Annotated in this window: 23 protein-coding genes; 9 read left to right on the top strand and 14 right to left on the bottom strand. The window is 70.1% G+C overall.

Annotated features, from left to right (window positions below):
* Window positions 1–92: 92 nt before the first annotated feature.
* Window positions 93–1,979, top strand: coding sequence for a phosphoenolpyruvate carboxykinase (GTP) (locus FSW06_RS10505; RefSeq protein ID WP_010120690.1), 1,887 nt, complete (start codon window positions 93–95; stop codon window positions 1,977–1,979).
* A gap of 13 nt (window positions 1,980–1,992) precedes the next feature.
* On the opposite strand, the gene FSW06_RS10500 is transcribed toward FSW06_RS10505, so the two are convergent.
* From FSW06_RS10500 to serS, 3 genes are read right to left on the bottom strand one after another with little or no spacing between them, the layout of a single operon-like run.
* On the bottom strand, window positions 1,993–2,907 hold the full coding sequence (locus FSW06_RS10500; protein ID WP_010120691.1) for an HAD family hydrolase: 915 nt from the start codon (window positions 2,905–2,907) through the stop codon (window positions 1,993–1,995).
* Entirely contained in the window at window positions 2,883–3,818 is a 936-nt protein-coding gene (locus tag FSW06_RS10495; RefSeq protein WP_010120692.1) for a lysophospholipid acyltransferase family protein, read from the bottom strand. Before FSW06_RS10495 ends, FSW06_RS10500 begins: the two co-directional genes overlap by 25 nt.
* A 29-nt stretch (window positions 3,819–3,847) precedes the next feature.
* Window positions 3,848–5,125 (bottom strand): serine--tRNA ligase, encoded by a 1,278-nt coding sequence (serS, locus tag FSW06_RS10490; protein WP_010120693.1) that lies wholly within the window; start codon window positions 5,123–5,125, stop codon window positions 3,848–3,850.
* A gap of 94 nt (window positions 5,126–5,219) precedes the next feature.
* Here serS and FSW06_RS10485 point away from each other — a divergent pair, with 94 nt between their 5' ends.
* Window positions 5,220–6,242, top strand: coding sequence for a septum formation family protein (locus FSW06_RS10485; protein ID WP_010120694.1), 1,023 nt, complete (start codon window positions 5,220–5,222; stop codon window positions 6,240–6,242).
* A 216-nt stretch (window positions 6,243–6,458) separates the two neighbouring features.
* On the opposite strand, the gene FSW06_RS10480 is transcribed toward FSW06_RS10485, so the two are convergent.
* Window positions 6,459–6,785: a hypothetical protein gene (locus FSW06_RS10480; protein ID WP_010120695.1), complete on the bottom strand. Its 327-nt coding sequence runs from the start codon at window positions 6,783–6,785 to the stop codon at window positions 6,459–6,461.
* 222 nt (window positions 6,786–7,007) lie between these two features.
* Between FSW06_RS10480 and FSW06_RS10475 the strand changes: the two genes are divergently transcribed.
* Window positions 7,008–7,355, top strand: coding sequence for a metallopeptidase family protein (locus FSW06_RS10475; protein ID WP_010120696.1), 348 nt, complete (start codon window positions 7,008–7,010; stop codon window positions 7,353–7,355).
* Between the two features lie 64 nt (window positions 7,356–7,419).
* Here the strand turns inward: FSW06_RS10475 and FSW06_RS10470 are convergent, their stop codons facing one another.
* The 3 genes from FSW06_RS10470 to pheA form a co-directional block, all read right to left on the bottom strand.
* Window positions 7,420–8,973, bottom strand: a complete 1,554-nt coding sequence (locus tag FSW06_RS10470) for an MFS transporter (protein ID WP_010120697.1) — start codon at window positions 8,971–8,973, stop codon at window positions 7,420–7,422.
* An 87-nt stretch (window positions 8,974–9,060) separates the two neighbouring features.
* Window positions 9,061–9,999, bottom strand: a complete 939-nt coding sequence (locus FSW06_RS14970; protein ID WP_010120698.1) for a histidine phosphatase family protein — start codon at window positions 9,997–9,999, stop codon at window positions 9,061–9,063.
* A complete protein-coding gene (pheA, locus tag FSW06_RS10455) occupies window positions 9,996–10,937 on the bottom strand; it encodes a prephenate dehydratase (protein WP_010120700.1) in 942 nt (313 codons plus the stop codon). The genes FSW06_RS14970 and pheA overlap by 4 nt, the downstream gene beginning before the upstream one ends.
* 39 nt (window positions 10,938–10,976) lie before the next feature.
* Between pheA and FSW06_RS10450 the strand changes: the two genes are divergently transcribed.
* Both FSW06_RS10450 and FSW06_RS10445 read left to right on the top strand, forming a co-directional pair.
* Window positions 10,977–12,470, top strand: a complete 1,494-nt coding sequence (locus FSW06_RS10450; RefSeq protein ID WP_010120705.1) for an amidase family protein — start codon at window positions 10,977–10,979, stop codon at window positions 12,468–12,470.
* Entirely contained in the window at window positions 12,460–13,308 is an 849-nt protein-coding gene (locus tag FSW06_RS10445) for a CPBP family intramembrane glutamic endopeptidase (protein WP_010120706.1), read from the top strand. Before FSW06_RS10450 ends, FSW06_RS10445 begins: the two co-directional genes overlap by 11 nt.
* A 204-nt stretch (window positions 13,309–13,512) precedes the next feature.
* On the opposite strand, the gene FSW06_RS10440 is transcribed toward FSW06_RS10445, so the two are convergent.
* Together FSW06_RS10440 and FSW06_RS10435 are read right to left on the bottom strand one after the other, a co-directional pair.
* Window positions 13,513–14,055, bottom strand: a complete 543-nt coding sequence (locus tag FSW06_RS10440; protein ID WP_010120707.1) for a DUF6985 domain-containing protein — start codon at window positions 14,053–14,055, stop codon at window positions 13,513–13,515.
* A 128-nt stretch (window positions 14,056–14,183) separates the two neighbouring features.
* Window positions 14,184–14,579, bottom strand: a complete 396-nt coding sequence (locus FSW06_RS10435; protein ID WP_010120708.1) for a hypothetical protein — start codon at window positions 14,577–14,579, stop codon at window positions 14,184–14,186.
* 73 nt (window positions 14,580–14,652) lie between these two features.
* Here FSW06_RS10435 and FSW06_RS10430 point away from each other — a divergent pair, with 73 nt between their 5' ends.
* Window positions 14,653–15,942: an LCP family protein gene (locus FSW06_RS10430; RefSeq protein WP_337998972.1), complete on the top strand. Its 1,290-nt coding sequence runs from the start codon at window positions 14,653–14,655 to the stop codon at window positions 15,940–15,942.
* A gap of 92 nt (window positions 15,943–16,034) precedes the next feature.
* Here FSW06_RS10430 and tpx read toward each other — a convergent pair whose 3' ends face one another.
* From tpx to FSW06_RS10415, 3 genes are all read right to left on the bottom strand, one after another.
* Window positions 16,035–16,529 carry a thiol peroxidase gene (gene tpx / locus FSW06_RS10425; RefSeq protein ID WP_010120712.1) on the bottom strand — a complete coding sequence of 165 codons (495 nt, stop codon included), beginning with the start codon at window positions 16,527–16,529 and terminating at the stop codon, window positions 16,035–16,037.
* Between the two features lie 401 nt (window positions 16,530–16,930).
* Window positions 16,931–17,875 (bottom strand): DUF5926 family protein, encoded by a 945-nt coding sequence (locus tag FSW06_RS10420; protein ID WP_010120714.1) that lies wholly within the window; start codon window positions 17,873–17,875, stop codon window positions 16,931–16,933.
* A 10-nt stretch (window positions 17,876–17,885) separates the two neighbouring features.
* Window positions 17,886–18,647 (bottom strand): glycerophosphodiester phosphodiesterase, encoded by a 762-nt coding sequence (locus tag FSW06_RS10415; protein WP_010120716.1) that lies wholly within the window; start codon window positions 18,645–18,647, stop codon window positions 17,886–17,888.
* 34 nt (window positions 18,648–18,681) lie between these two features.
* Between FSW06_RS10415 and FSW06_RS10410 the strand changes: the two genes are divergently transcribed.
* Window positions 18,682–19,572, top strand: coding sequence for a patatin-like phospholipase family protein (locus FSW06_RS10410; RefSeq protein WP_010120718.1), 891 nt, complete (start codon window positions 18,682–18,684; stop codon window positions 19,570–19,572).
* Window positions 19,573–19,618: 46 nt separating this feature from the next.
* Here the strand turns inward: FSW06_RS10410 and FSW06_RS10405 are convergent, their stop codons facing one another.
* A complete protein-coding gene (locus FSW06_RS10405; RefSeq protein WP_010120720.1) occupies window positions 19,619–20,593 on the bottom strand; it encodes an L-lactate dehydrogenase in 975 nt (324 codons plus the stop codon).
* A gap of 255 nt (window positions 20,594–20,848) precedes the next feature.
* On the opposite strand from FSW06_RS10405, the gene FSW06_RS10400 reads away from it, so the two are divergent.
* Both FSW06_RS10400 and ybaK read left to right on the top strand, forming a co-directional pair.
* Window positions 20,849–21,454 carry a superoxide dismutase gene (locus FSW06_RS10400; protein ID WP_010120722.1) on the top strand — a complete coding sequence of 202 codons (606 nt, stop codon included), beginning with the start codon at window positions 20,849–20,851 and terminating at the stop codon, window positions 21,452–21,454.
* 289 nt (window positions 21,455–21,743) lie between these two features.
* Entirely contained in the window at window positions 21,744–22,271 is a 528-nt protein-coding gene (gene ybaK / locus FSW06_RS10395) for a Cys-tRNA(Pro) deacylase (protein WP_010120723.1), read from the top strand.
* Between the two features lie 61 nt (window positions 22,272–22,332).
* Here the strand turns inward: ybaK and msrA are convergent, their stop codons facing one another.
* Window positions 22,333–23,028, bottom strand: coding sequence for a peptide-methionine (S)-S-oxide reductase MsrA (msrA, locus tag FSW06_RS10390; RefSeq protein WP_010120725.1), 696 nt, complete (start codon window positions 23,026–23,028; stop codon window positions 22,333–22,335).
* Window positions 23,029–23,034 lie beyond the last annotated feature (6 nt).

Raw genomic sequence — 23,034 nt, 5'->3', positions numbered from 1 at the left:
AAGGATCCCGCCCCACCCTCACGCACCCCGTCCCTCGCACCCATCACTTCCATCACCTCTCTCCCCCACCACCGACCAGAAGGCAGGACATCATGACACAGGCACTCACCTCCTCCAACACCTCCAACACCTCCACCGCCTCCGGCGTCGTCACCGACGTCACCGGCATCCCGGACGTCCACGTCCGCGGTTTCATCCGGTACTGGGCGGGCATCACCCGCCCCGACCGCATCGAGATCATCGACGCCGCCGATGACGGGCGACTGCTCGCCGAGGCACTCGCCGCCGGCGAACTCCTCCCCGCCGGCGAGGGTCGCTACTACGCCCGGTCCCATCCCGCGGACACCGCACGCTCCGAGGACCGCACCGTCGTCGCCACCGCCGACCCGGCGGACGCCGGCCGCTACAACAACTGGCGCCCCGCCGACGAGGTGAAGGCCGAACTCCTCCCCCGGCTCGCCGGGGCGTCCCGCGGGAAGACGATGTATGTCGTCCCGTATCTCATGGCCGTCCCCGACGGTCCGCTGACCAGGCACGCCGTCGGCGTGGAGCTCACCGACGACCGCACGGTGGTCCTGCAGATGATCCGGATGGCACGGGTCAGCCGGGACCTCCTCGACAACCTCGGTCTGTCCGGGGATCCGTCCTACTTCGTCCGGGGCGTCCACGTCACCGGCGACCTCGACAGTCTCGGGCAGGGCACCGACGATGACCGGCGCCTGTTCGCCACCCTCGCCGATGAACGCACCATCATCCACTACGGCTCCGCCTACGGCGGCAACGCCCTGCTCGGCAAGATCGCCCACGCTCTGCGCCTGGCCTCCTACGACGGACAGCGCACCGGCGACTTCCTCGCCGAACAGTTCATGCTGCTGGGCATCGAGGACACCGCCACGGGGAAGACCTGGCATGTCGCCGGCGGCTTCCCCAGTGCGTCCGGAAAGACGAACCTGGCGATGACGCTCCCGCCGGACGCCCTCGGCGACCGCTACCGCGTCACCTTCTACGGCGACGACATCGCCTGGATGTGGCCCGGCGCCGACAGACGCCTCTACGCGATGAACCCGGAGAACGGGGCCTTCGGTGTCGCCCGGGACACCAACAGCCGCACCAATCCGGCCGCGATGGAGGCGATCCGCCCCGGCACGGGCACGATCTTCACCAACGTCGCCTACAACGAGGTCACGCAGGACGTCTGGTGGGAAGGCCTCACCCCCGCCCCGCCCGCCGACCTCACCGGCTGGCGGGACTGGACCGGCGCACTCATCGCCGACCGCCCCGCCGACGCGCAGGACGCCCCCTGGGCGCACCCCAACAGCCGCTTCACCACCGCCCTGTCCAATGTCACCACGCTCGCCCCCGATGCCGGGGACCCCACCGGGGTGCCCGTCGACCTGGTCATCTTCGGCGGCCGTACCCGGGACCGGGAGCCGCTGGCGCGGGTGGTCCACGGGGACGCCGCCGGCGTGTACGACGGACTCACCCTCGGTGCGGAGGCCACCTTCGCCGCCGAGGGTCTCGACGGTCAGCTGCGCTACGACCCGATGTCCATGCGCCCGTTCCTCTCCTATCCGGAGGGGCGGTACGCGCAGCACTGGCTCGACATCCTCGGACGCCTCACCGAACCCCCGACATTCGCGCACGTCAACTGGTTCCAGCGGGATCCGGAGGACGGGCACTACCGGTGGCCCGGGTTCCGGGAGAACCTGCGCGTCCTGCTGTGGCTGCTGGCCTACCGCGACGGGGCGGTGACCGGTACCCCGAGCCCGGTCGGCACCCTCCCCACCGCCGACGAGCTCGACCTCTCCGGTCTCGGCCTTCCGGACGCCGACCTGGCCGCGCTGCTCAGTGTGGACACGGCACGGTGGGAGACGGAGATGCGGTCGCGGGCGGAACTGCTCGCGGGGTTCCCGGGGCTGCCGGACCGGATACGGCAGGCGCACCGGGACATGGCGGCCGCCCTCGCGGCACAGGCCTGACCCCGGAACGACCCTAGAACCAGCGCTCGAGGACCTCGGCCACCCCGTCGTCGTCATTGCTGGCGGTCCGGTAGTCCGCGGCCTCGGCGACGGCGTCCTGCGCGTTGCCCATGGCGACCCCCAGCCCGGCCCATTCCAGCATCGCCAGGTCATTGGGCATGTCACCGAAGGCGACGACCTGTGCCGGATCGACGGCGGGCACCGCCTCGGCACCGGCATCCGAACCTGAGGCGTCGCCGAGGGCATGGGCGAGCCCCGACAGTTTCGAGACCCCGGGGCAGTTGATCTCCAGCAGTCCGCCGGTGAAGGACCAGGTCACGTGCGCATCCACCGGGTCGACGACCGGGTCGACCAGGTCGAACAGTTCCTCCGAGGTCACTCCCTCGTGCCGGACCAGCAGCTTCACCGCGGGGGTGCCCAGCAGGGCGTCCCGCGGTTCCACGCTGTGCTCGTCGGATTCCCAGGCGTGCGGGAACGCCGGTTCGACGGCGAAAAGTTCCTCGGCGCGGTCGAAGGCGCTGGCCCCGGCGCGTTCCACCGCGAAGCTGACCGGGCCGAGGTCGCGGCGGGCGAGCACCGGGTTCGTCGCCTCGACGATCGCGCCGGCGACCCGCTTCAGCACCACCGGTGCGAGTTCGGCGGCGTAGGTGATGCGGTCGGTGGCGGCGTCGTAGACCACGGCGCCGTTGGCGCAGACGCACACCGGGGCGAAGCCGAGTTGTTCGACGACCGGCAGCATCCAGCGTGCGGGGCGTCCGGACGCCGGGACGAACCGCACCCCGGCCCGGCGCATCCGGTGGATGACCTCCAGGGTGCGGTCGGACACACGGTCGGCGGAGCTGACCAGGGTGCCGTCGAGGTCGCTGACGACGAGGGTCGGGGCGGGTCCGGCGACGGGGGTGGTCAGCGCTTCAGCAGTTTCTTCCACAGCGGCTTCTTTTTCTCCGGGGCGGCCGCGGGGTTCGCGGCCTTCTCCGCCTCACGGGCGGCACGCTCCTCACGGCGCTGCTGCGCATCCGCGCGGTCCTTGGCCGTGGCGTCCTCCAGCGACGGTGCGGAGCCGCCGAGCGAGGCGGGCATCCAGTACTCGCCGGCGGGGAAGGGGCCGTAGAGCTCGTCGTAGCGGGCGCGGACCTCGTCGAGCTGGGCGACCATCGCATCGTGCAGGCGGGCGGTCGTCTCCTTCGCGTCGTCGGTGACCTCGACCGGCTCCCCGACGGAGAGGATGAGGGAGGCCTTCTTCGGCCGCCAGATCGGCTTGCGCCCCTTCGTCCAGATCCGCTGCGACCCCCAGATCACCACGGGGACCAGCGGGACGCCGGCCTCATGGGCGATGCGGGCGGCCCCGTCCTTGAACTCCTTGATCTCGAAGGAGCGGGAGATCGTCGCCTCCGGGAAGATGCCGATCAGCTGGCCCTTGCGCGCCCGGTCCTCCGCCTCACGGACCGAGGCCATGCCGTCGGCACGGTCGACGGGGATGTGGTGCATCCAGGTCATGACCGGGCCGGCGACGGGGGCGTCCCAGATCTCCTTCTTCGCCATGAAGCGGACGAGGCGGCCGCCCTGGTAGGCGGCGGGGATGCCGCCGAAGACGAAGTCCCAGTAGCCGGTGTGGTTCACCGCGATGACCGCCCCGCCGGACGCCGGGATGCGCTCGGGGTGCTGGATCTCCACGGTGAGGTGCTGCATCCGTCGCATCCACAGCTTCGCGAAGGGGATGATGATCCGTCCGTAGAACGGTTCCCGGGATTCCGCGTGCGGCGGGGTGTCCGGCAGTGCCGGGGTGACGGTGAATCCCTTCGGGAGCCAGAAGTGGTCGCGAGGCAGCTTGATGTGCATCGGGGTGGTTTCTCCTACCTGGTCGTCGGCTACTTCGCGGACTTCGGGGTCAGCACGTCCTTGCCGACGAAGGGACGCAGTGCCTCGGGGACGACGACGGAGCCGTCGGCCTGCTGGTTGTTCTCGAGGATGGCGACGAGCCACCGGGTGGTGGCCAGCGTGCCGTTGAGCGTGGCACAGGTCTGTGCCTTGCCGTTGTCGTCACGGTAGCGGGTCTTGAGGCGCCGCGCCTGGAAAGTGGTGCAGTTCGAGGTGGAGGTCAGCTCGCGGTAGGTGTTCTGGGTCGGAACCCAGGCCTCGGTGTCGAACTTGCGGGCGGCGGAGGAGCCGAGGTCCCCGCCGGCGACGTCGATGACGCGGTAGGGCACCTCGACGGCGGCGAGCATGTCCTTCTCCATGGCCAGCAGCTGCTGGTGGATGTCCTCGGCCTCCTCCGGCCTGGCATAGACGAACATCTCGACCTTGTCGAACTGGTGGACGCGCAGGATGCCGCGGGTGTCCTTGCCGTAGGAGCCGGCCTCGCGGCGGAAGCAGGAGGACCAGCCGGCGTACTTCACCGGGCCGTCGGAGAGGTCGATGATCTCGTCGGCGTGGTAGCCGGCCAGGGCGACCTCGGAGGTGCCGACGAGGAAGAGGTCGTCGGTGTCCAGGTGGTAGATCTCGTCGGCGTGCTGGCCGAGGAAGCCGGTGCCGGCCATGATCTCGGGGCGCACCAGCACCGGCGGGATCATCAGCTGGAAGCCGTGCTCGATGGCCTTGCGGGCGGCGAGCTGCAGCATGGCGAGCTGCAGCAGGGCGCCGTCGCCGGTGAGGAAGTAGAAGCGGGCGCCGGAGACCTTCGCGCCGCGCTCCATGTCGATCAGGCCGAGGGACTCGCCGAGCTCGAGGTGGTCCTTCGGCTCGAAGTCGAACTCGGTGGGGGTGCCGACGTGCTCGAGGACGACGAAATCGTCCTCCCCGCCGGCGGGTGCGCCGGTGACGATGTTGGAGATCTGGAACTGCAGGTCGTGGACGTCCTGCTCGGCCTGCTGCTCCTTCTGCTCCTCCACCTTCGTGGCGGCGGCCAGTTCCTGGCCGTGCGCCTTGAGCTCGTCGCGCTCCTCGGGCGAGGCGTCCTTCATCTTCCTGCCCATGGACTTGGAGAAGGCTTTGGCCTCGGTGCGGGCGGTGGTGGCGGCGGAGATTGCGTCGCGGCGGCGCTGATCCGCCTCCAGGAGACGGTCGACGAGTTCCGGATCTTCGCCGCGGGTGCGCTGGGACTCGCGGACGGTCTCGGGATTCTCCCGGAGGAATTTCAGATCAATCATGCCCCCCAGCTTAGCTATAGTGGTGGCGAACCGGCCGGTCGCGTGCCGGTCCGGTTACCGGCCCCACCCAGCTCCACGTGAGAGAATGTCCCCCATGTCCCGTACCGTGCCTGACCACCGCACCCACCGCACCCGCAGCCGCACCCTGTCCGTGGTGCTCACAGGTGCCCTCATCGGTGGGGTGGGCGCGGCCACGTACGCGTTTGTCGCGCCGCAGGACAGCAGTCCGGTCGCGCAGCGCGGGGCGCAGAAGGACCGGAAAGCCGAACCGGTCGCCTTCAGCACCGCCAGTCCCGGCGACTGCGTGACGTGGACCAGTCAGGGTGATGTCGCCACCGGTTTCGAGACGGTGGACTGTGCGGCGCCGCACCGGTTCGAGGTCTCCACCCACGAGGATCTCGCCCGCTACCCCACCAGCGAGTTCGGTGAGAACTCCACTCCGCCGGACCTCGACCGGCAGGAGCAGCTCACCGCCGAACTGTGCACCGGGCCGACCATGGACTACCTGCAGGGACGCCTCGATCCGCAGGGCCGGTACACGATCGCACCGATCCTGCCGCCGGCCGCCGCGTGGGCGAAGGGCGACCGCACCATGCTGTGCGGGGTCCTGTCGCCGGACGCCGACGGGGCGGCCCAGGAGACCACCGGCCGGGTCGCCGGCTCCGACCAGTCCCGTGCCGCCGCGCCGGACACCTGCCAGCGCGCCACCGGCGACACGGTCTCCGATGTCCCCTGCGACCAGCCGCACTCCTGGCAGGTCACCTCGGTGGTCAATCTCGGGGAGAACTTCCCGGACGCCTGGCCGAGCATCGACGACCAGAACAAGTACCTCAATGACCTGTGCACCAGTGCCGCGGTCAGGTACCTGGGCGGCAAGGGCGACGGATCCGACGGCGACGACGACGGGCTCTACCGGTCGACGCTCACGCCGTTCTGGACGACGCTGCAGCAGGAGTCCTGGGACGCCGGCTCCCGGACCGTCAACTGTGCGCTGACCAAGAGCCGGCCCGGGGACGACGGCGGCGGATTCGCCGATCTCGCCGGGGATGTGCGCAGCGGGTTCACCATCGACGGCAACCCGCCGGCCGAGCAGCCGCCCCGCAACCCGAAGAAGTAGCGGCCGCGGTACGGGCTGGGCGGACAACGCTCATGACGCTCACGCCGCGCTCGATCGGATTATGCGCCGACATTCCGGCCGATCCGTGGCACGGAATGTCAGGAATGTCGGCGCAGAATCGACCGGCCCACGGCTCGGTCGTAGCGACCGCCGTGGTGGCGGTGCCGGCTGGGCCGGCTGAGACGGCCGTGCCCGGGCCCACCTACCGGTTCCGCATCACCAGAACTTGTCGACCCAGGCGGAGTAGTTGAAGACGCCGGGCAGGATGGCCTGGCCGACGGCGACAATGGTCCCGCCGGTGGTCGTGTTCCGGAATTCCTGGCCGGGGTGAGCGCCGCAGTTTCCTTCGGTGCGTCCGCCGAACACCGGTCCGACCCGGTACTCATCGACCCAGCTGCAGACGACCGCCTTGTTTGAGACGCCGGCCGGGGCTGCTGAGGCGGCAGGGGCGAGGGCTCCTGCGGCGATGCCCAGGCCGGCGGCGGCGACCAGGCCGCGGGTCACGAGGCGGCGTCCGGTCGTGCGGGATGAGGAATCTGACATGGCATTCTCCTTTTCTCTGCGGCCCCGGTAGCCGGGGTCGGGTATACGTCACGGACTTTCTGGAACGTAAGCTACAGAAAGTTACCGATACGCACGGTAACAGACGCCAAAGATTATCGTGTGATTTTCCCGGCATAACCTGGCTCCGGATCCCCCGATAGACTCGGCCCCACGTACCCGCGCATCCCCGCACACCCCCCACCCGCCCCGGAAGGACACCCCATGGTCGAGGTCACCGACGAGGAGTTCGAGCAGCTCGTGGACCGCGGACTCGCCCTGATCCCCCGCAAGTTCCTGGACTCACTCGACAACGTCGCCATCGTGGTCGAGGACCACAATGACGAGGACCCGAGCCTGCTCGGGCTCTACCACGGTGTCGCACTCACCGAGCGCTCGGTGGAGTGGCCGACATTCCTGCCGGACAAGATCTCCATCTACAAGGACGCCCTGTGCGCCATGTGCCGGACGCACGACGAGCTCGTCGAGGAGGTCGCCGTCACCGTGGTGCACGAGATCGGGCACCACTTCGGTATCGACGACGCCCGCCTCCACGAGCTCGGCTGGGGCTGAGGGGCACCCCGGACACCAGGGCACCGGACGCCGGCGGCGCCGGGGGCGCCACCTGCGTCACGGGTTACACGGACTCTTTCCCGGACCGGTCGCCGGTCCCCTCGGTGTCCTCATCGTCGTCCCGGTCACCGGAGTCGGCGTAGTCCTCGATGGGCATGGTGGACAGGTCGTACTTCTCGTTCTCCTCGAGGGTCGCGATAACCTCCTTGACCTCATGCTTCTCGTCGACGACGGGCATGGAACCCAGCAGGTTGCGGCCCGCGGACTCCTTCATGCAGAACACGCCGATACCACCGACCACGCAGGCGAACATGATGTAGTACGCACCGGCGTAGTCGGTTCCGAGGATGCTCTGCAGCGCGGTGATGACGAAACCGGTCGTACCACCGAACAGGCCGACGGCGATGTTGAACATCAGGCCCATCGCCGTGTAGCGGCTGGCGGTCGGGAACAGCGACGGCAGCGCCGAAGCCTGGATCGAGACCTGGAACATCATGATCACGCCGATGATCATCAGGCCGGCGAGGGTGGACCAGGTGCTGCCCATCATCATCAGGGAGAACGCCGGAATCGCCAGCACCACACCGACGATGCACCCGGTGATCATCACCGGGCGGCGTCCGATGCGGTCGGAGATGCTGCCGAAGATCGGCAGCCCGATCGACACGATGATCAGCACGGGCACCAGCAGGGCGTTGCCGTGGGTCGTGTCGTAGTCCAGCGTGTCCGTGAGGTAGGTCGGCATGAACGTCGTCAGCGCGTAGCCGACGACCTGCGCGCACATGACCAGCGCAGACCCCATGAGGATCTGCGGCCAGAAATGACGGAACAGGTAGGAGACCTGCGTCTTCATGCTGGTGTCGGCGGCCGCGGTCGGCGCCTCGCCACGGGCCACGGCGGCACCGGACTTCGTCTCCCGGCTCTCCTGCACGACCTCGAAGGCGTGGGACTCGTCGATGTTCGAGCGCATGTACAGCCCGATCAGGCCGAGCGGCAGCGCCACCCAGAAGGCCACGCGCCAGCCCCAGGACTCCATCTGGGCGTCCGACGTGGCGATCTCCAGGATGGTGACCAGGCCGGCGGACGCCGCGAAGCCGAGGTAGGAACCTAGGTCGAGGAACGACCCCCAGAACCCGCGGCGCTTGTCGGACGAGTACTCGGCGATGAAGGTCGCCGCACCGGCGTACTCCCCGCCGGTGGAGAAGCCCTGCACGAACTTCAGCAGGATCAGCAGGATCGGCGCGAGCACGCCGATCTGCTGGTAGGTCGGCAGGCAGCCGATGAGGAAGGTGCCCAACGACATCATGATGATCGTGAAGGCGAGGATCTTCTTCCGGCCGATGCGGTCGCCGATCGGACCGAGGATGAGGCCGCCGAGGGGCCGGACCAGGAAGGTCACGGCGAGGGTGGCGAAGGACGCCAGGCCGTCCCAGGGGGCGGGCAGCGGGAAGAAGTGGAGGGTGATGTACGTCATCACATAGGAGAAGACTCCGATGTCGTACCACTCCATGAAGTTCCCGAGCAGGGTGGCGCGCAGCGCCTTCTTCATCTTCTTCTGGTCCACGACGTGGATATCACGTTCCCGGACCAGCGTTGAGGGGGTTCCATTGTCAGACACAATGTCTCCTTCCGTTGGACGGATGTGGGTAAACCGTACAGGAAGGGGGTAAAAGAGAATTCATCCCCCATTTTTCTCATTTTATTTTCATGATCGGCGTGGCGGTTCACCGTGGCCCGCCCAGTCCGTGACCTGCCACCCCTCGAGCACCGCCGCCGTGTCCACCGTCGGGGTGTCCGACGTCGGCAGTGTCGGCAGGGTCGCCAGCTCAGGAACCTCCAGCTCCGGGACCTCCAGCTCCACCCGGGAGGTGTTCGGCAGCAGCGTGCGCACCGCGTAGTCCGGGTCCACCCGCCCGAGGAACCCGGCGATCAGCCGGATCACCGCGCCGTGGCTCACCACCGCCAGATCCGACCCGGTCCGCTGCGCCACCCCCAGCATCGGCAGCAGCGCCGTGAGGTACCGGTCGACGACGTCCCGCCCCGCCAACGCGCCCGGCACCGTCAGATCCAGCGCCCCGCCGAGCCACTGCCCGAACACCCGGTGGTAGTTCTCCTGCGCCTCATCGTCACTGCGCATCTCCCAGGTCCCCGCCGGAATCTCCGAGATTCCCGGCACCGCACCCGGCATCACCAGGGGCAGCGTGGGAGCCGGGACCCCGGCCACCGGGGCGTCCTGTCCCGACCGACCGCCGAGCGCGGCCGGCGCCTCCGCGGTGGTCGAGGCCGCCGGCCCCGCCACCTCGCCGTGCTCCAGCCCACCGGTGACGTCCAGCCCCGCGAGCTGTGCCAGCGCACCGGCGAAATCGCTCGACGGGCCGGTCTCCCCCAGTACCAGGCCGGACGCCGCCCCGCCGGTCGCGATCCCCGCCGCCGTCTGCCGCGCCCGCAGTGCCTGCGAGGACACGAGGTAGAGCCCGGACACCCCGGCGCCGGCCTCTCCCGCCTCACCGGCGAGCCGCTGCCCCGCGGCATGCGCCTGGTGCCAGCCCAGGTCCGTCAACGACGCCCCCGGCAGCTGCGTGTCCAGGGAATGGCTGAGATTCGAGTAGGTCTGACCGTGACGGATCAGCAGCAGACGGCTCACGGGCGCTGCTCCCCGCGTCGCAGCGCGTCGATCCACTGTCGCGACCCCGCGTAGTCCGGGGGCATCGACCCCGCCGGGCCGTGCACCCCGCCGACCCAGCCCTCCTGCGGCCACGAGCCGAGATACCGGAACTTCTCGCAGTAGCGGTACAGGCCCGCCAGTGCCTCGGCGACCGCCGGATCGTCGAGATGCCCGGCGATCTCCACGTGGAAGTTGTAGGTGCCGGCCTTCTCCCGGGTCGGCCGGGACTCGATCCGGGACATGTCCACCCGGCGCGTCGCCAGTTCCATCAGCGCCATGACCAGGGACGCCGGCTCGTTCGGCACCCGCAGCACCATGGCGGTGCGGTCATTGCCGGTGCGGGCCGGCGGGGTCTGCGGCAGGGTGACGAGGACGAACCGGGTGCGTGCGTCCGGCAGGTCGTTGATGCCCTCCGCCAGGGTCACCAGGTCGTTGAGTTCCCCGGCGCGGGCGGGGGCAAGGGCGGCGTCCACCTCCCCGGCGGCGACCGCCGCCGCCCCGGCCCCGTTGGAGGACGCCGCGACGAACGTGACATCCGGCAGGGTCGCCGCACGCCAGTCCGCGGTCTGGTTGAAGGCGACCGGGTGGCAGGTCAGCGTCCGGATGTCCGCCAGGGCGGTGCCGGGGCGGACCAGCAGGGTGAAAGCGACGGGGACGTCGTGCTCCCGGATGATCTGGATGTTCCGGCCGACGGTGAACGCGTCGAAGGTCTGGGTGACCGGACCGTCGACGCTCGATTCCAGGGCGACACAGGCGACGTCGACGTCCCCGGTACGCACCAGCTCGAGGGCGGCGGCGGGTGAGGCGACGGTGCGGTGCTCCACGTCGTCCGGCAGGTGGCCGGCGGCGGTGAAGTCGAGGACGGCCTGCTCGGTGAAGGTTCCACGGGGGCCCAGGTAGGCGACGGTGACGCTCATGGTCTCCAACCTACCGGCCGACGGCTACCCTGAAGCACCATGGGATCACCGGACACCGCCGCACGCCTCGCGGACGCCATGGCCCGCACCGGTCTGAGCGCGGCCGAACTCGGTGTCGCCCGGCTGTACGCCACCCCGCACACCAGCGGGTGCGCGGAGACCACCGGCACACTCGAGGGCGTCCCCGTCCTGGTCAAGGACCTGCAGCGGGTCGCCGGGGAGACGGTGACCTTCGGCCACCCGGGGCACGCGACCGTCGCCGGCCATGACGACAGCACCGTCGCCCGACTGCTGGCCACCGGGGCGGTGCTGGTCGGCGCGGCGGTCTCCGCCGAATTCGGGGCGACGGTCTACACCGAACCCGGGCTGGTCGGCGGGGGTCCGGGGCCGGTCAACCCCGTCGACGCGCGGATGACGACCGGCGGCTCCTCGGCCGGGTCGGCGGTGGCGGTGGCCCGCGGTATCGTCCCGCTCGCCCACGCCAACGACGGCGGCGGGTCGATCCGGGTGCCGGCCGCGGCGGTGGGGCTGCCGGGTCTCAAGCCCGCCCATGCGGTGTTCGGTCCGTCGGCGGGCCCCGGGGCGTTGCCGGATCCGGCGGCGCAGGGGGTCATCGCCGCGGATCTGGCGCTCACCGCGCGGGCCTCCGGGCTGGGGGCGGGCTGGCGGGACGCCGTGGGCGTCCGGCAGCAGGGGCAGCAGGGACAGGGCCTGCGGCTCGGTATGACGACCGTCCCGTTCCACGGCGACCCCGGCCAGGCCGGTCCGACCGGGGTCGACCCGGTCATCGCCGCGGCGACCACCGCGGCGTCCGCCCTGCTGGTCACCCACCCCGGGGTCGCGGGGGTGGGGCCGGCGCCCGCGCCCTATCCGGCGGAACGGTTCGCGGTCTTCTCCCGCGTCATGGCCGCCCGCTGCCGCGACCTGCCCGATCCGCTCGGGCCGATGCCGGGGTGGCTGAAGGCCCGCGGCCGCGCGCTCGACGCCGACGATGTGGCGGACGCCGCCCGCACCGTCCGTGGCCTGCCCGAGGAGGTCAGCCGCGCCTGGTCGGACTTCGACGTCATCGTCACCCCGACGCTGGCCTGCGCCCCGCCGCCGGTCGGGGCGTTCTCCGCGCTGTCGGTGGCCGGCAGTCACCGGCTGGACTTCCTCGCCCAGACCGCGTGGACGCCCTGGGCGACCCTGTGGAATCTCACCGGCTGGGCGGGACTGTCGGTGCCGCTCACCGATCCGGCACCGGGACGGTGGCCGGTCTCCGTGCATCTCGGGGCGGTCGGCGACCGGGTGGACGCCGCCCAGCTGCTCGCTCTGGGCGCCCACCTGCGCAACACCGTGGCCGGGCTCATCGCCCGGGATCCGGACGCCGCAGATGCACTCAGCATCGGCACGCCCGGGGACATCGAGTCGCTGCGCTACCGGCCGGTCGTCAGCGGGCAGCCACACTCGCATACGCACGACCACGGTCATGACCACGGGCACGGTCACAGTGATGGGCACTGTGACGGTCAGGACGCAGGTCATGTCCACTGATCTGCAACGGCCGCTGCCGGCGTCCGACCGTCGGGCACTGCGGTGGGAGATCGTCCTCGTCCTGGCCGTCACCTTCGGCACTGCGGGCGTCCGGGCGGCGCTGCGGCTGCTCGAGGCGGCGACGGCCCCCGAGGATCTGAAGGACCAGTCGACCACCCTCAACGGCCGGCAGTCGACGCTGGCGTGGCTCGACCCGCTGTTCCAGCTCATCAGTTCCGGCGTGCTCGTCGCGTGGGGCGGGCTGGCGGTGTTCCTGCTGCTCCGGCACGTGCCGCCCCGGTTGGCGGCGGCGGGTCCGGTGCGTCCGGCAGCGGGTCCGGGTCGGGTACTGCGTCCGGTGCTGGGTCCGGCGCCTGGCCCGGTGCTGGGTCCGGTGCTGCGCCCGACCCGGCGCGACATCCTGCCCGGGGTGGGGCTCGCCGCCCTCATCGGCCTGCCCGGCCTCGCCTTCTATGTCGCGGCGGTGCAGCTCAACCTGTCGAAACAGGTGATGGCGTCCGGTCTGGACACCTCGGTCGGGGATCTGGTCCTGCTCGTGGTGAATGCCTGGGCGAACGGCGTCGCCGAGGAGCTCATCGTCGTCGCATGGCTGGTCACCCGGCTACGGCAGCTGGAGGTGCCGTGGGTGTGGGTGTTCGTCGGGTCGTCGGTGCTGCGCGGCAGCTACCACCTGTACCAGGGCTATTCGGCGGGGCTCGGCAACATCGTCATGGGTCTGGTGTTCGTCTGGTTCTTCTCCCGGACCCGGCGGGTGTGGCCGCTGGTCATCGCCCACGGGGTGATCGACACGGTCGCCTTCGTCGGCTACCAGGCGCTCGGCGGGGTACCGGGGCTGTAGCGGACCGGCGGCATCCGGCGGCGCGCCCCGCCTCGGGGATGCCGTGGCCCCTCTCCCCCGTACAACCATCGGCATGTCAGCATCGCGCGACGAGAGGACGGTCGCGGCGGGTCGTCACCATCCCCTCGTCGCGCGATGCGCACACGGCACATGCGCCCGGTCCCGGTCACTGTTCCGGGGCGACCGTCCGACGGTGGCACAGGGTCAGAACGTGCGGTAGATGCCGTCGCCGGAGGCGTCCTCCTCATCGTCACTCCAGGTGAGCATGTCGTCGAACGGGCCGACCTTCGTGATCTCGTTGCCGTTGCGGAAGACGATCTGCAGGCCGTCCTCCTCCGCCCACCCGCACTCGGACTCCAACGAGACGTACCAGGTACCGTCCTCCTCCGCGACAACCGGCATCTCCCCGAGCGTGACGTGGTTCCAGACCTCGTCGGCGGAACCGATCTCCGCGATGTCCTCGAGATATCCGGGGTCCTCGTCCGCCAGGGACTTCACCGTGTCCGTGTAGTAGGCGAAGAGAGCGACCGAGGCGGCGTCCAGCACCTCCTGGGTGGCCGCACGGAAGTTGGTGACCGTCGTGACGACGGCGTCGACCTCCGCGGGGTCCGCATCGACGGGGGTCCAGCCCTCGAGCCCGAAGCTGACGTCGCTGTCGAGGATGCCGACGCTCAGCGGCCCGGTCTCCAGGTTGAACTCGCCTTCGTGCAGGTCACCGATGCCGGGCAGGGTCGCCTTGTCTGTCATCCGGCAAACATATCAGAGCACCGCCGCCCCGGTCTATCCGCATCGCGCGACGAGAGGACGGTTCCGGCGGGTCGTCACCATCCCCACGTCGCGCGATGCGCACACGGCACGTGCGCTGACGTCGGACGCTACTTCTTCTTCCGCTTCTTCTTCGGGGACTTCTTCGCCGCCTCGCGCGCCGCGGCATTCGCCGCCTGCACCATCGGCACGAAACCGACGATGATCACCGCATACGGCACGATCCCGAGGTAGCCGGCCCAGTCCTCCCCGATGATCAGGCCGATGACCAGCACGATCACCCACACCACGGCGGTGGCGACGATGGTCTTGCGCGCCACCGGCAGGGCGGCCTCATGACCGGCGGCCCAGGTGGCGTCCGTCTTCTTCACCGGGGAGGAGACGATGCCGAAACCGCTCTCCTTCGTCAGCTGTCCACGGGCCGCGGCGCGGATCATCGAGTACACGATCAGTGCGGCCACGACCGCCAGAAGTCCGGCGATCAGGCCGGTTGTCTCATCGCTCATAGCTCCAGCGTATCGCCCATGTCATCCCGCAGGATGATCTGCCCCGGCAGGTCGGCCCGCTATGCTGTCCCCCATGCCACAGACCCCTGACGGCCCCGACAACTTCGCCCGCGACCACGAGGGGCGTCCGATCCTCGACCGGTACGGACGCCTTGTCCCGAGCCGCGGTTCCCGGCAGTCACCCCCGGCCCCGCAGCAGAACTCACAGGACCGGACCCGGATGTACGGCGACAGGGGTGACAGAGGCGGCAGAGACGGCAGGGCCAACGGCGCCGGCCAGCCCCAGCCGCCGCAGTACCGGCGTGCCGGGCAGCAACCCGGCCAGCCGTACCAGGAGCAGCGGTACCCGGCGCAGCAGCGTCCGCAGGGTCCGCCGGCCGGGCCGCCGCAGAACCCGTCGCGCCCCGGCAACGGCCGGCCGCGCCGACCGCCCCGCCCGCCGCGTCGTCGGCGGTTCCGCCCGATGCGGGTGCTCGGCGCCCTCATCGTCGTCATCCTGCTCGTCGCCGCCGGATCGGCCTGGTGGGTCGACTCGAAACTGCAGCGGGTCGATGCACTGGCGAACTACGACGGCCGCCCCGGCAACACGAAGGGCACGAACTGGCTCCTCGTCGGCTCGGACTCCCGCGAGGGCATGTCGGAGGAGGAGGGCGAACGCTACAGTGCCGGCGACCTGTCCGAGGGCGGCAGCCGCACGGACTCGATCATCGTCGTCCACGTCCCCGGCCCCGGGGCGAAGCCGACGATGGTCTCCATCCCGCGCGACTCCTACGTCGACGTCCCCGGCTACGGGATGGACAAGATCAACGCGTCCTTCTCCTACGGTGGCCCGCAGCTGCTGCAGCAGACCATCGAGCAGAACACCGGCATGCGCATCGACCACTACATGGAGATCGGGTTCGGCGGCTTCGGCAGCATCGTGGACGCCGTCGGCGGTGTGACACTGTGCCCCAAGGAGCCGATCGACGACCCGATGGCGGGCATCAACATCCCCGCCGGCTGCCAGAAGATGGACGGCCCCACCGCGCTGGGGTACGTGCGTACCCGCTACACCTCCGCCAACGGTGACCTGGACCGGGTGGAGCGGCAGCGCGAGTTCCTCACCGCAGTGGTGAAGAAGGTCGGTTCGTTCGGGACGATCGTCAACCCGTTCAAGGCCTTCCCCCTGATGGGCGCCTTCACGGACGCCATCACCGTCGACCGGCACGACCGGGTGTGGCACCTGGGTTCGCTGGCGCTCGGCCTGGTGCGCGGCGCCGACCAGCAGACGGTGCCGGTCGGCGGCTACGAGGACACGGACGCCGGCAATGTCATCCTGTGGGACGAGCAGGGCGCCGAGGACCTGTTCCGGAAGATGCGGTAACGGTCCGGCGCCCGTCTACGGCGCCCGACTGCAGGTCCGGGCTACGGCGCCCGTCTACGGGGCAGATCTACAGGGCCTGTCTGCAGCCCGGTCTACAGCGCCGCGAGCGCGGCATCGTAGTCCGGCTCGGTGGTGATCTCGGGGACGAGCTGGGAGTACAGGACGGTGCCGTCGGTGTCGATGACGACGACGGCACGGGCCAGCACCCCGGCCAGCGGGGAATCGAGCAGGCGCACCCCGTAGTCCTCGCTGAACGAGGAGCGGAACGCCGAGGTCGCGGTCACGTTCGCAATACCCTCCGCGGCGCAGAACCGGCCGAGGGCGAAGGGGAGGTCCTTGGAGACCGAGACGACGACCGTGTTGTCGAGGCCGGCGGCACGCTTGTTGAACTCGCGCTCGGAGGCGGCGCACACGCCGGTGTCGACCGACGGGAAGATGTTGAGGACGACCCGCTTACCGGCGAAGTCGGCCAACGAGACATCGTTGAGGTCGACGTCGACGGTGGTGAAGGCGGGTGCCGGGTCGCCGACGGCGGGGAGGTCACCGACGGTGTGGGCGGGGGTTCCGGAGAATGCGGTATCAGCCATGCCCCCGTTTCTACACGGTGTCCGGCCGCGGGGTCGTCGCCAGGGCAGTCCCCGGGGCGCCCCGGTGCGTCGTCCAGCTGTCTTCCCGGGAATATCCTGGACGCCACTGTCCTTCCCCGGGGACATCATGGACACGGCCACCGGGACGGGCTGGCAGCAGGGCTCCGGCAACCGGTGACGACGGAACGAACCGACAGGTCGATTTTCCTGTCTTCAGACCGCACCTGGGTTCGTGAAACCGACGCCCCGGGCACGACCGACCCCTCGGTTCGTGAACCTGACGCCCCGGGGGAACGACCGACCCCTCGGTTCGTAAACCCGGCAGCGGAGTCGACGACCTTCCCGGGGGGATGTCACGCCCGGGATGTCACACACGGAACGTCGCCCCGGGTCAGCCGCACCTAGCGGATCGTGACCTCGCGGGCGATGATCGTCTGCTTCGACTTCTGCTCCGCGGCGCTGAGCTGCGCGGCGTCCCCGGATCCGGCGAGATCGGTGAGGGCGGCGGCGATCTTCGCGTCCAGCTCCTGCAGCGGGGCGGCGAACTCGGCGGCGGTGACCGTGTTGTCGAGGTCGAAGACCGGGACGAGCAGACCGTGGGTGCGGAACACACCGGCGAAGCGGGTGTCCTCACCGAGGTTCAGCTCACCGGCGGCGTGCAGCCGGGCCAGCGCCGGCAGCAGCACCTCCTCGGTCTCGGGCCGGATCCAGCGGATGTGCGCCTTCTCGCCCGGGTCGATCCACCAGGCGGACCCGGTGATGTCGGCGTCGACCTTCTCCGACGGCAGGACGCTGTCATTGGCCTGCTGCAGCGACTGCTGCACGGTCGGGTCGGCCTGCTGGGACTCGGTGAGCCACCAGTTGAAGTCGTCGGCGACGACGATCTCCGGCACCCGGTCCTTGACGAGCAGGCTGTCGAGGGCGGGTTCGGTGCCGTCGGCGATGCCGACCTCGAGGCTGGTGCCCGGAGCGGCGTCCTTCGCCCAGTTCAGGGCGAAGGCTAGGTCGCGGTTCGGGTTGTTGCCGCGCTGTGCGGTCTGCAGGGCGACGAGGGCCTGGCCGCCCTCCTCCTCGGCGCGGACGAGTGCGGCGACGGCACCCGGCAGCACGGTGACGATGCGCACCGGGCGGGTGAAGCCGGCGTCGGCTACGAGGTCCGCGTCGAAGTACGCCGCGGGGACGAACTCCTGCAGGGCGATGAGGTCGGCCTCGGCGGCGAACCCGTCGTAGGGGCGGGGGTCGCGTTCGAGGGCGGCGCGCTCGGCGGCGCGGCGGGCGAGCTTCGCCTGGCGGCGGCTCATTCCTTCGGGCAGGGTCTCGTCGTTCTTCTTGTTCTTCTTGGCCACGGCGCTCAGTCTAGCGGTAGGTGACGGACTCCCCGACGATCCGGCGCGCCCGGTCGGGGTAGTCGGTGGCGGCCCAGCCGAAACCGTGCCGCGCCGCCCACCGCAGGTCGCCGTCGCGGTTGAGGGTGTAGAGGTACGTGTTCGCGGCGTCCCCGGTGACGGCGTCCGGCAGGGTGCGCGCCCGGGTGACGGCGAACCCGGGCGACTGGGCGACGCCGGCGGGCTCGACGTGACGGAGCCGGCGCCACAGCGGGTACTCCTTGCGCAGCCAGACACGGTGCAGCGCGGGGTCGATGCGGCGGAAGCGGTACAGCGAGCCGGCGTCGAAGGAGATGAGGTGGACGAGGTTCCGGTCGATGCCGGCGGCGGTGAGGTCCCGGTCGAGGGCGGCCTCCAGCCGGCCGTCGCGTTCGCCGCGGGTCGCCAGCCGCTTGGTCTCGATGAACAGTTCCGGCCGGTGGTCGGCGGTCTGGGCGTCCCCGATCAGGGTGAGCAGTTCGGGCAGCGACAGCAGGGACTGCGGACGCCCCGGGCGGCCGGCGTCGAACTCGCGGAGCTGTGCCAGTGTCATGCGGTTGACCTGGCCGGTGCCGTCGGTGACGCGGTCGACGGTCGCATCGTGGATGCAGACCAGCTGTCCGTCGGCGGTGAGCCGGATATCGCACTCCACTCCGTCGGCCCCCTGGTCGACGGCGGTCTCGTAGGCGTCCCGGGTCTGTTCCGGGTGGTAGCCGCTGGCGCCCCGGTGCGCGATGATCTTCACGGGACCCATTGTGCACCCGGCCGGTGCTGTACGCTCAGGAGACGTGTCAGAACTACCCGTCGTCACAGACACCGCCCTCGTCTTCGAGGGCGGGGCGATGCGGTCTGCGTTCTCCTCGGCGATGGTGCAGGCCCTGGTCGAATCCGGGGTGCAGTTCGCCTGGACCTACGCCAACTCCGCCTCCGCGGTGCACGCGGCGACGTACCTCTCGAAGGAACCGGAGCTGGCGCGCGACTACTTCACCGTCTTCCCCGGTGACCCGCTGTTCGGGGGGATCCGCCCGTTCCTGCGCGGCGACGGATTCTTCAACGCCAAGTACATCTTCGGGCCGGACGCCCGGGTCGAGGACCGCCGGATGGCGCCCGACTGGCCCGCGATCCTGCGCAGTCCGGGCGACTTCCGGATCTCCGGGTTCAACGCGAAGACCGGGGAGACGGTGCACTGGTCACGCGAGGACATGAACGGGGCGGACGACTTCATGCGGCACGCCCGCGCCTCCGCCGCGCTGCCGGTCGTCATGCCGCCGGCGCGGCTGGGCAAGGACGTCTACTTCGACGGTGCCTTCGGCCCGACCGGCGGCATCCCGATCGATTCGGCGATCGAGATGGAGCACTTCGACCGCTTTGTCGTCATCATGACGCGCACCCGGTCGTACCGTAAGGGGCCGACGCGTTTCCTCTGGGCGGTCAAGAAGATGTTCCCGCAGTACCCGGAGCTCATCAGGTCGATGGCGGACCGGCATGTCCGCTACAACCGGACCCGGGACTGGATCTTCGAGCAGGAACGGCTCGGCCGGGCGTACATTTTCGCGCCGCACCGGATGCCGCTGGGCAACGGCACCCGCAGTCTCAAGGTGCTCACCGAGACCTATGAGGCGGGGCTGCGCCAGGCCCGCGAGGAGATGCCGCGGATCCGGCGCTTCCTGGGGGTCTGAGCGGGTAGCTGACGGGGAATCCCGTCGGAGTATCCGGCGGCCCCGGTCACAGGTCGAAGACGCCCGCGTCCCGCATCACCTGTTCGAGGGTCTCCGCGGAGTGCGTGAACTGCGCCTGCTCCGCGTCGTCGAGTTCGAGTTCGACCGGTTCCCGGACGCCGGACCGGTTGATGACCGCCGGCGTCCCGATGTACACGGGCTGGTGGCCGGACCGGCCGTAGATGTCCTCGACGAGGACCGAGACCGGCAGGACGACATCCTCGTTCTCCAGGACGGCGCGGGTGATCCGGGCCAGTCCCATCCCGATGCCGAAACTGGTCGAGCCCTTGGCGTCGATGATCTCGTAGGCGGCGTCCCGGGTCTCCCGGAAGATGCGGTCGGCGGCGTCCATCCCGCCGTCGGTCTCCCGCAGCCGGGTGGACAGCCGGACGCCGGCCACGGATCCGGCGGAGAAGACCGGCAGCTCCGTGTCCCCGTGCTCCCCGATGACGTAGGCGTGCACCGAGGTGGGCGACACGTCGACGTGCTCACCGAGGGCGGCGCGCAGCCGGGCCGTGTCGAGGATGGTGCCGGAACCGATGACCCGGCCCGCCGGGGCGCCGGAGAGTTTCCAGGTCACGTAGCTGAGGATGTCGACCGGGTTCGAGGCGATGAGGTAGATGCCGTCGAAGCCGGAGTCACGGATGCTGCCGACGATGCCGCGGAAGATGGCGACGTTCTTCCCGACGAGGTCGAGGCGGGTCTCCCCCGGTTTCTGCGCGGCGCCGGCGCAGATGCAGACGAGGGCGGCGTCCCGGCAGTCGTCGTAGGTCCCCTGGGTGACCGCGGTGCGGTGCCCGGACCACGGGACGGCGTGGTTGAGGTCCTGCACCTGCCCCCAGGTCTTCTTCTCGTCGATGTCGACGAGGACAAGATGATCGCACAGTCCCTGGTTGACCAGTGCGTATGCGTAGGCGACGCCGACGTCCCCGGCGCCGACGAGGACAATTTTCGTTCCGACCGGTCCGTGTGCCGTGACCATGACCGTGTCCTTTCCGTTGCTGTTGGCCCGCTGTGTCCGTACTCTTTCCGGGCTCTTTCCGGCGCTGTCGCGCGTGCCCGCCAGGGTAGTTGCCGGACCGGAACTTCGCCGGGGGCGGACCGGCAGCGCAGCCCGGAAAAGTTCAATCTATTGAACTCCAATCTTCCATAACATAATCATTGCGGGGGCGGCGAAACCGGGCCACACTGGAGAGCTGTAACGACGAAAGCAGAACCGACCGAAAGGACGTCATCCATGGCCGTCTACGAACTCCCCGACCTCCCCTACGCCTACGATGCGCTTGAGCCGCACATCTCCGCCGAGATCATGCAGCTCCACCACGACAAGCACCACGCGACCTACGTCGCCGGCGCCAACGCCGCTCTCGAGGCCCTGGAGAAGGCCCGCGAGGACGGCGGCAACCCGGACACCATCCGCGCACTGTCGAAGAACCTCGCCTTCAACCTCGGTGGCCACACCAACCACTCCATCTTCTGGAAGAACCTCTCCCCGAACGGTGGCGGTGAGCCGACCGGCGAGCTGGCCGAGGCCATCAACCGCGACTTCGGCTCCTTCGAGGGCTTCAAGGCGAACTTCACCGGTGCCGCGCTGGGCCTGCAGGGCTCCGGCTGGGCCGTCCTGGGCTACGACCACATCGCCGACCGCCTGGTCGTCCAGGAGCTGACCGACCAGCAGGGCAACACCTCCATCAACCTGACCCCGCTGCTCATGCTCGACATGTGGGAGCACGCCTTCTACCTCCAGTACAAGAACGTGAAGGCCGACTACGTCAAGGCCGTCTGGAACGTCTTCAACTGGGACGACGTCGCCGAGCGCTACGCCGCCGCCAAGGCGAAGTAGCTCCACCCGCGCACCGTCTGCGCGATGCTGACCCGGGCGTCCCGGGGCGGTTCCCCTCATCGGGAACCGCCCCGGGGCGCCCGTCGTCGTCTCCGGGGCGCTCCGGGACACCTGCCCCTGCAGGTGTACGTCGACAGGGTGCTTTCCCGGGGCTGCGCCACCCTGTCGACGCACACCCGGGGCACGCCTGGGGCACGCGTGGGGCACGCCCTGCCCCACGCGGGGCGCCCGGTGCCGCCCGGCGCCACCCGGGACCGCATCCACCGGGCCACACGCTAGGCTGGCGGCCGTGAGCAAGAAGGCGAAGAAACAGCAGCACGGCGCGACCCCCGCGGTCCTCGCCCTGGAGAAGGCCGGGGTGCAGTACACCGTCCGCACCTTCGAGCACGACCCCGAGGTCGAGAACTACGGTGACGAGGCCGCCGCCGCACTCGACATGCCGGCGCAGCAGATCTGCAAGACCCTCCTCGTCGACCTCGACGGCGGCCCGCACGACGGACGCATGGGAGTCACCGTGGTCCCGGTGACGATGATGCTCGACCTCAAGGGGGTGGCCGCCGCCTTCGGGGCGAAGAAGGCGGCCATGGCCGACCCGGCGGCGGCCGAACGGTCCACCGGCTATGTCGTCGGCGGCATCAGCCCGCTCGGCCAGAAGAAGCGGCTGCCCACCGTGCTGGACGCCGCGGCGGCGTCCGAACCCGTCATCCTCGTCTCCGGCGGACGCCGGGGTCTCGACGTCGAACTCGCCCCGGCCGATCTCGTCACGGCGCTGGACGCCACGGTCGCCCCGGTCAGCCGGGCCGACCTCCACCGCTGAGCCCCGCAGCTCCGGCGGCAGAGTCTGCGCAGTCTGTGCCGTCTGTGCCGCCGTCGGGCTCTTACCCGCAGGTCACGCCGGTGGCGTGGACGGGGCAGTACCCGTCCGGGTTCTTGTCCAGGTACTGCTGGTGCTCGTCCTCGGCGAGGTAGTACTGCCCCGCCGGAGTCTCCACCAGGGGGATGATCTCCGTGGTCACGTCCCCGTAGCCGGCCTCCTTGAGCCGCTCGGCATAGGACGCGACCACCTTCCGCGCCACCGCGGTCTGCTCCGCGACCTGCTCCGGAGTGCCGACCGGGTAGATCACCGACCGGTACTGCGCGCCGACGTCGTTGCCCTGCCGGTCCCCCTGCGTCGGGTCATGGTTCTCCATCGCGACCTTGAGGATCGTCTCCAGTGAGATGACCGCCGGATCCCACACCACGTCGACGACCTCCGCATGGCCGGTCCGGCCGGTGCACACCTCACGGTAGGTGGGGTTGGCGGTGTAGCCGCCGGCGTAGCCGACCGAGGTGGACTCCACCCCGTCGAGCTGCCAGAACAGCTTCTCCGCACCCCAGAAACAGCCCAGGCCGAGCACGATGTGTTCCTGGCCGGGCTTCCACGGCCCGGTGATCGGCGTCCCGAGCACGGTGTGCGGGGCCGGGTCGGGCAGCACGGGGGCGCTGCCGCCCTTCAGTGCGGTCTCCGCGGTCGGACGCTGCGTCCGGACCGGGCCTGACGAGTTCAGGGCCATGAGACGTTCCAGGAAATCCACGGGTGT

Origin of the sequence: Corynebacterium nuruki S6-4 (assembly GCF_007970465.1) — a bacterium.
In the GTDB taxonomy this organism is placed as follows: Bacteria; Actinomycetota; Actinomycetes; order Mycobacteriales; family Mycobacteriaceae; genus Corynebacterium; species Corynebacterium nuruki.
Note: the sequence above shows the minus strand (reverse complement) of the source record. Positions and strands in the feature narration are given on the sequence as shown.

Bases quoted from the DNA above. Each gene is read 5' to 3' on its own strand.
- pheA (WP_010120700.1), bottom strand. From the start codon at position 10,937: ATGAGCGTCACCGTCGCCTACCTGGGCCCCCGTGGAACCTTCACCGAG.
- FSW06_RS10450 (WP_010120705.1), top strand. From the start codon at position 10,977: ATGGGATCACCGGACACCGCCGCACGCCTCGCGGACGCCATGGCCCGC.
- FSW06_RS10480 (WP_010120695.1), bottom strand. From the start codon at position 6,785: ATGTCAGATTCCTCATCCCGCACGACCGGACGCCGCCTCGTGACCCGC.
- FSW06_RS10430 (WP_337998972.1), top strand. From the start codon at position 14,653: ATGCCACAGACCCCTGACGGCCCCGACAACTTCGCCCGCGACCACGAG.
- FSW06_RS10485 (WP_010120694.1), top strand. From the start codon at position 5,220: ATGTCCCGTACCGTGCCTGACCACCGCACCCACCGCACCCGCAGCCGC.
- FSW06_RS10435 (WP_010120708.1), bottom strand. From the start codon at position 14,579: ATGAGCGATGAGACAACCGGCCTGATCGCCGGACTTCTGGCGGTCGTG.
- FSW06_RS10475 (WP_010120696.1), top strand. From the start codon at position 7,008: ATGGTCGAGGTCACCGACGAGGAGTTCGAGCAGCTCGTGGACCGCGGA.
- FSW06_RS10405 (WP_010120720.1), bottom strand. From the start codon at position 20,593: ATGGTCACGGCACACGGACCGGTCGGAACGAAAATTGTCCTCGTCGGC.
- FSW06_RS10415 (WP_010120716.1), bottom strand. From the start codon at position 18,647: ATGGGTCCCGTGAAGATCATCGCGCACCGGGGCGCCAGCGGCTACCAC.
- FSW06_RS10440 (WP_010120707.1), bottom strand. From the start codon at position 14,055: ATGACAGACAAGGCGACCCTGCCCGGCATCGGTGACCTGCACGAAGGC.
- FSW06_RS10445 (WP_010120706.1), top strand. From the start codon at position 12,460: ATGTCCACTGATCTGCAACGGCCGCTGCCGGCGTCCGACCGTCGGGCA.
- serS (WP_010120693.1), bottom strand. From the start codon at position 5,125: ATGATTGATCTGAAATTCCTCCGGGAGAATCCCGAGACCGTCCGCGAG.
- FSW06_RS10400 (WP_010120722.1), top strand. From the start codon at position 20,849: ATGGCCGTCTACGAACTCCCCGACCTCCCCTACGCCTACGATGCGCTT.
- FSW06_RS10505 (WP_010120690.1), top strand. From the start codon at position 93: ATGACACAGGCACTCACCTCCTCCAACACCTCCAACACCTCCACCGCC.
- tpx (WP_010120712.1), bottom strand. From the start codon at position 16,529: ATGGCTGATACCGCATTCTCCGGAACCCCCGCCCACACCGTCGGTGAC.
- FSW06_RS10495 (WP_010120692.1), bottom strand. From the start codon at position 3,818: ATGCACATCAAGCTGCCTCGCGACCACTTCTGGCTCCCGAAGGGATTC.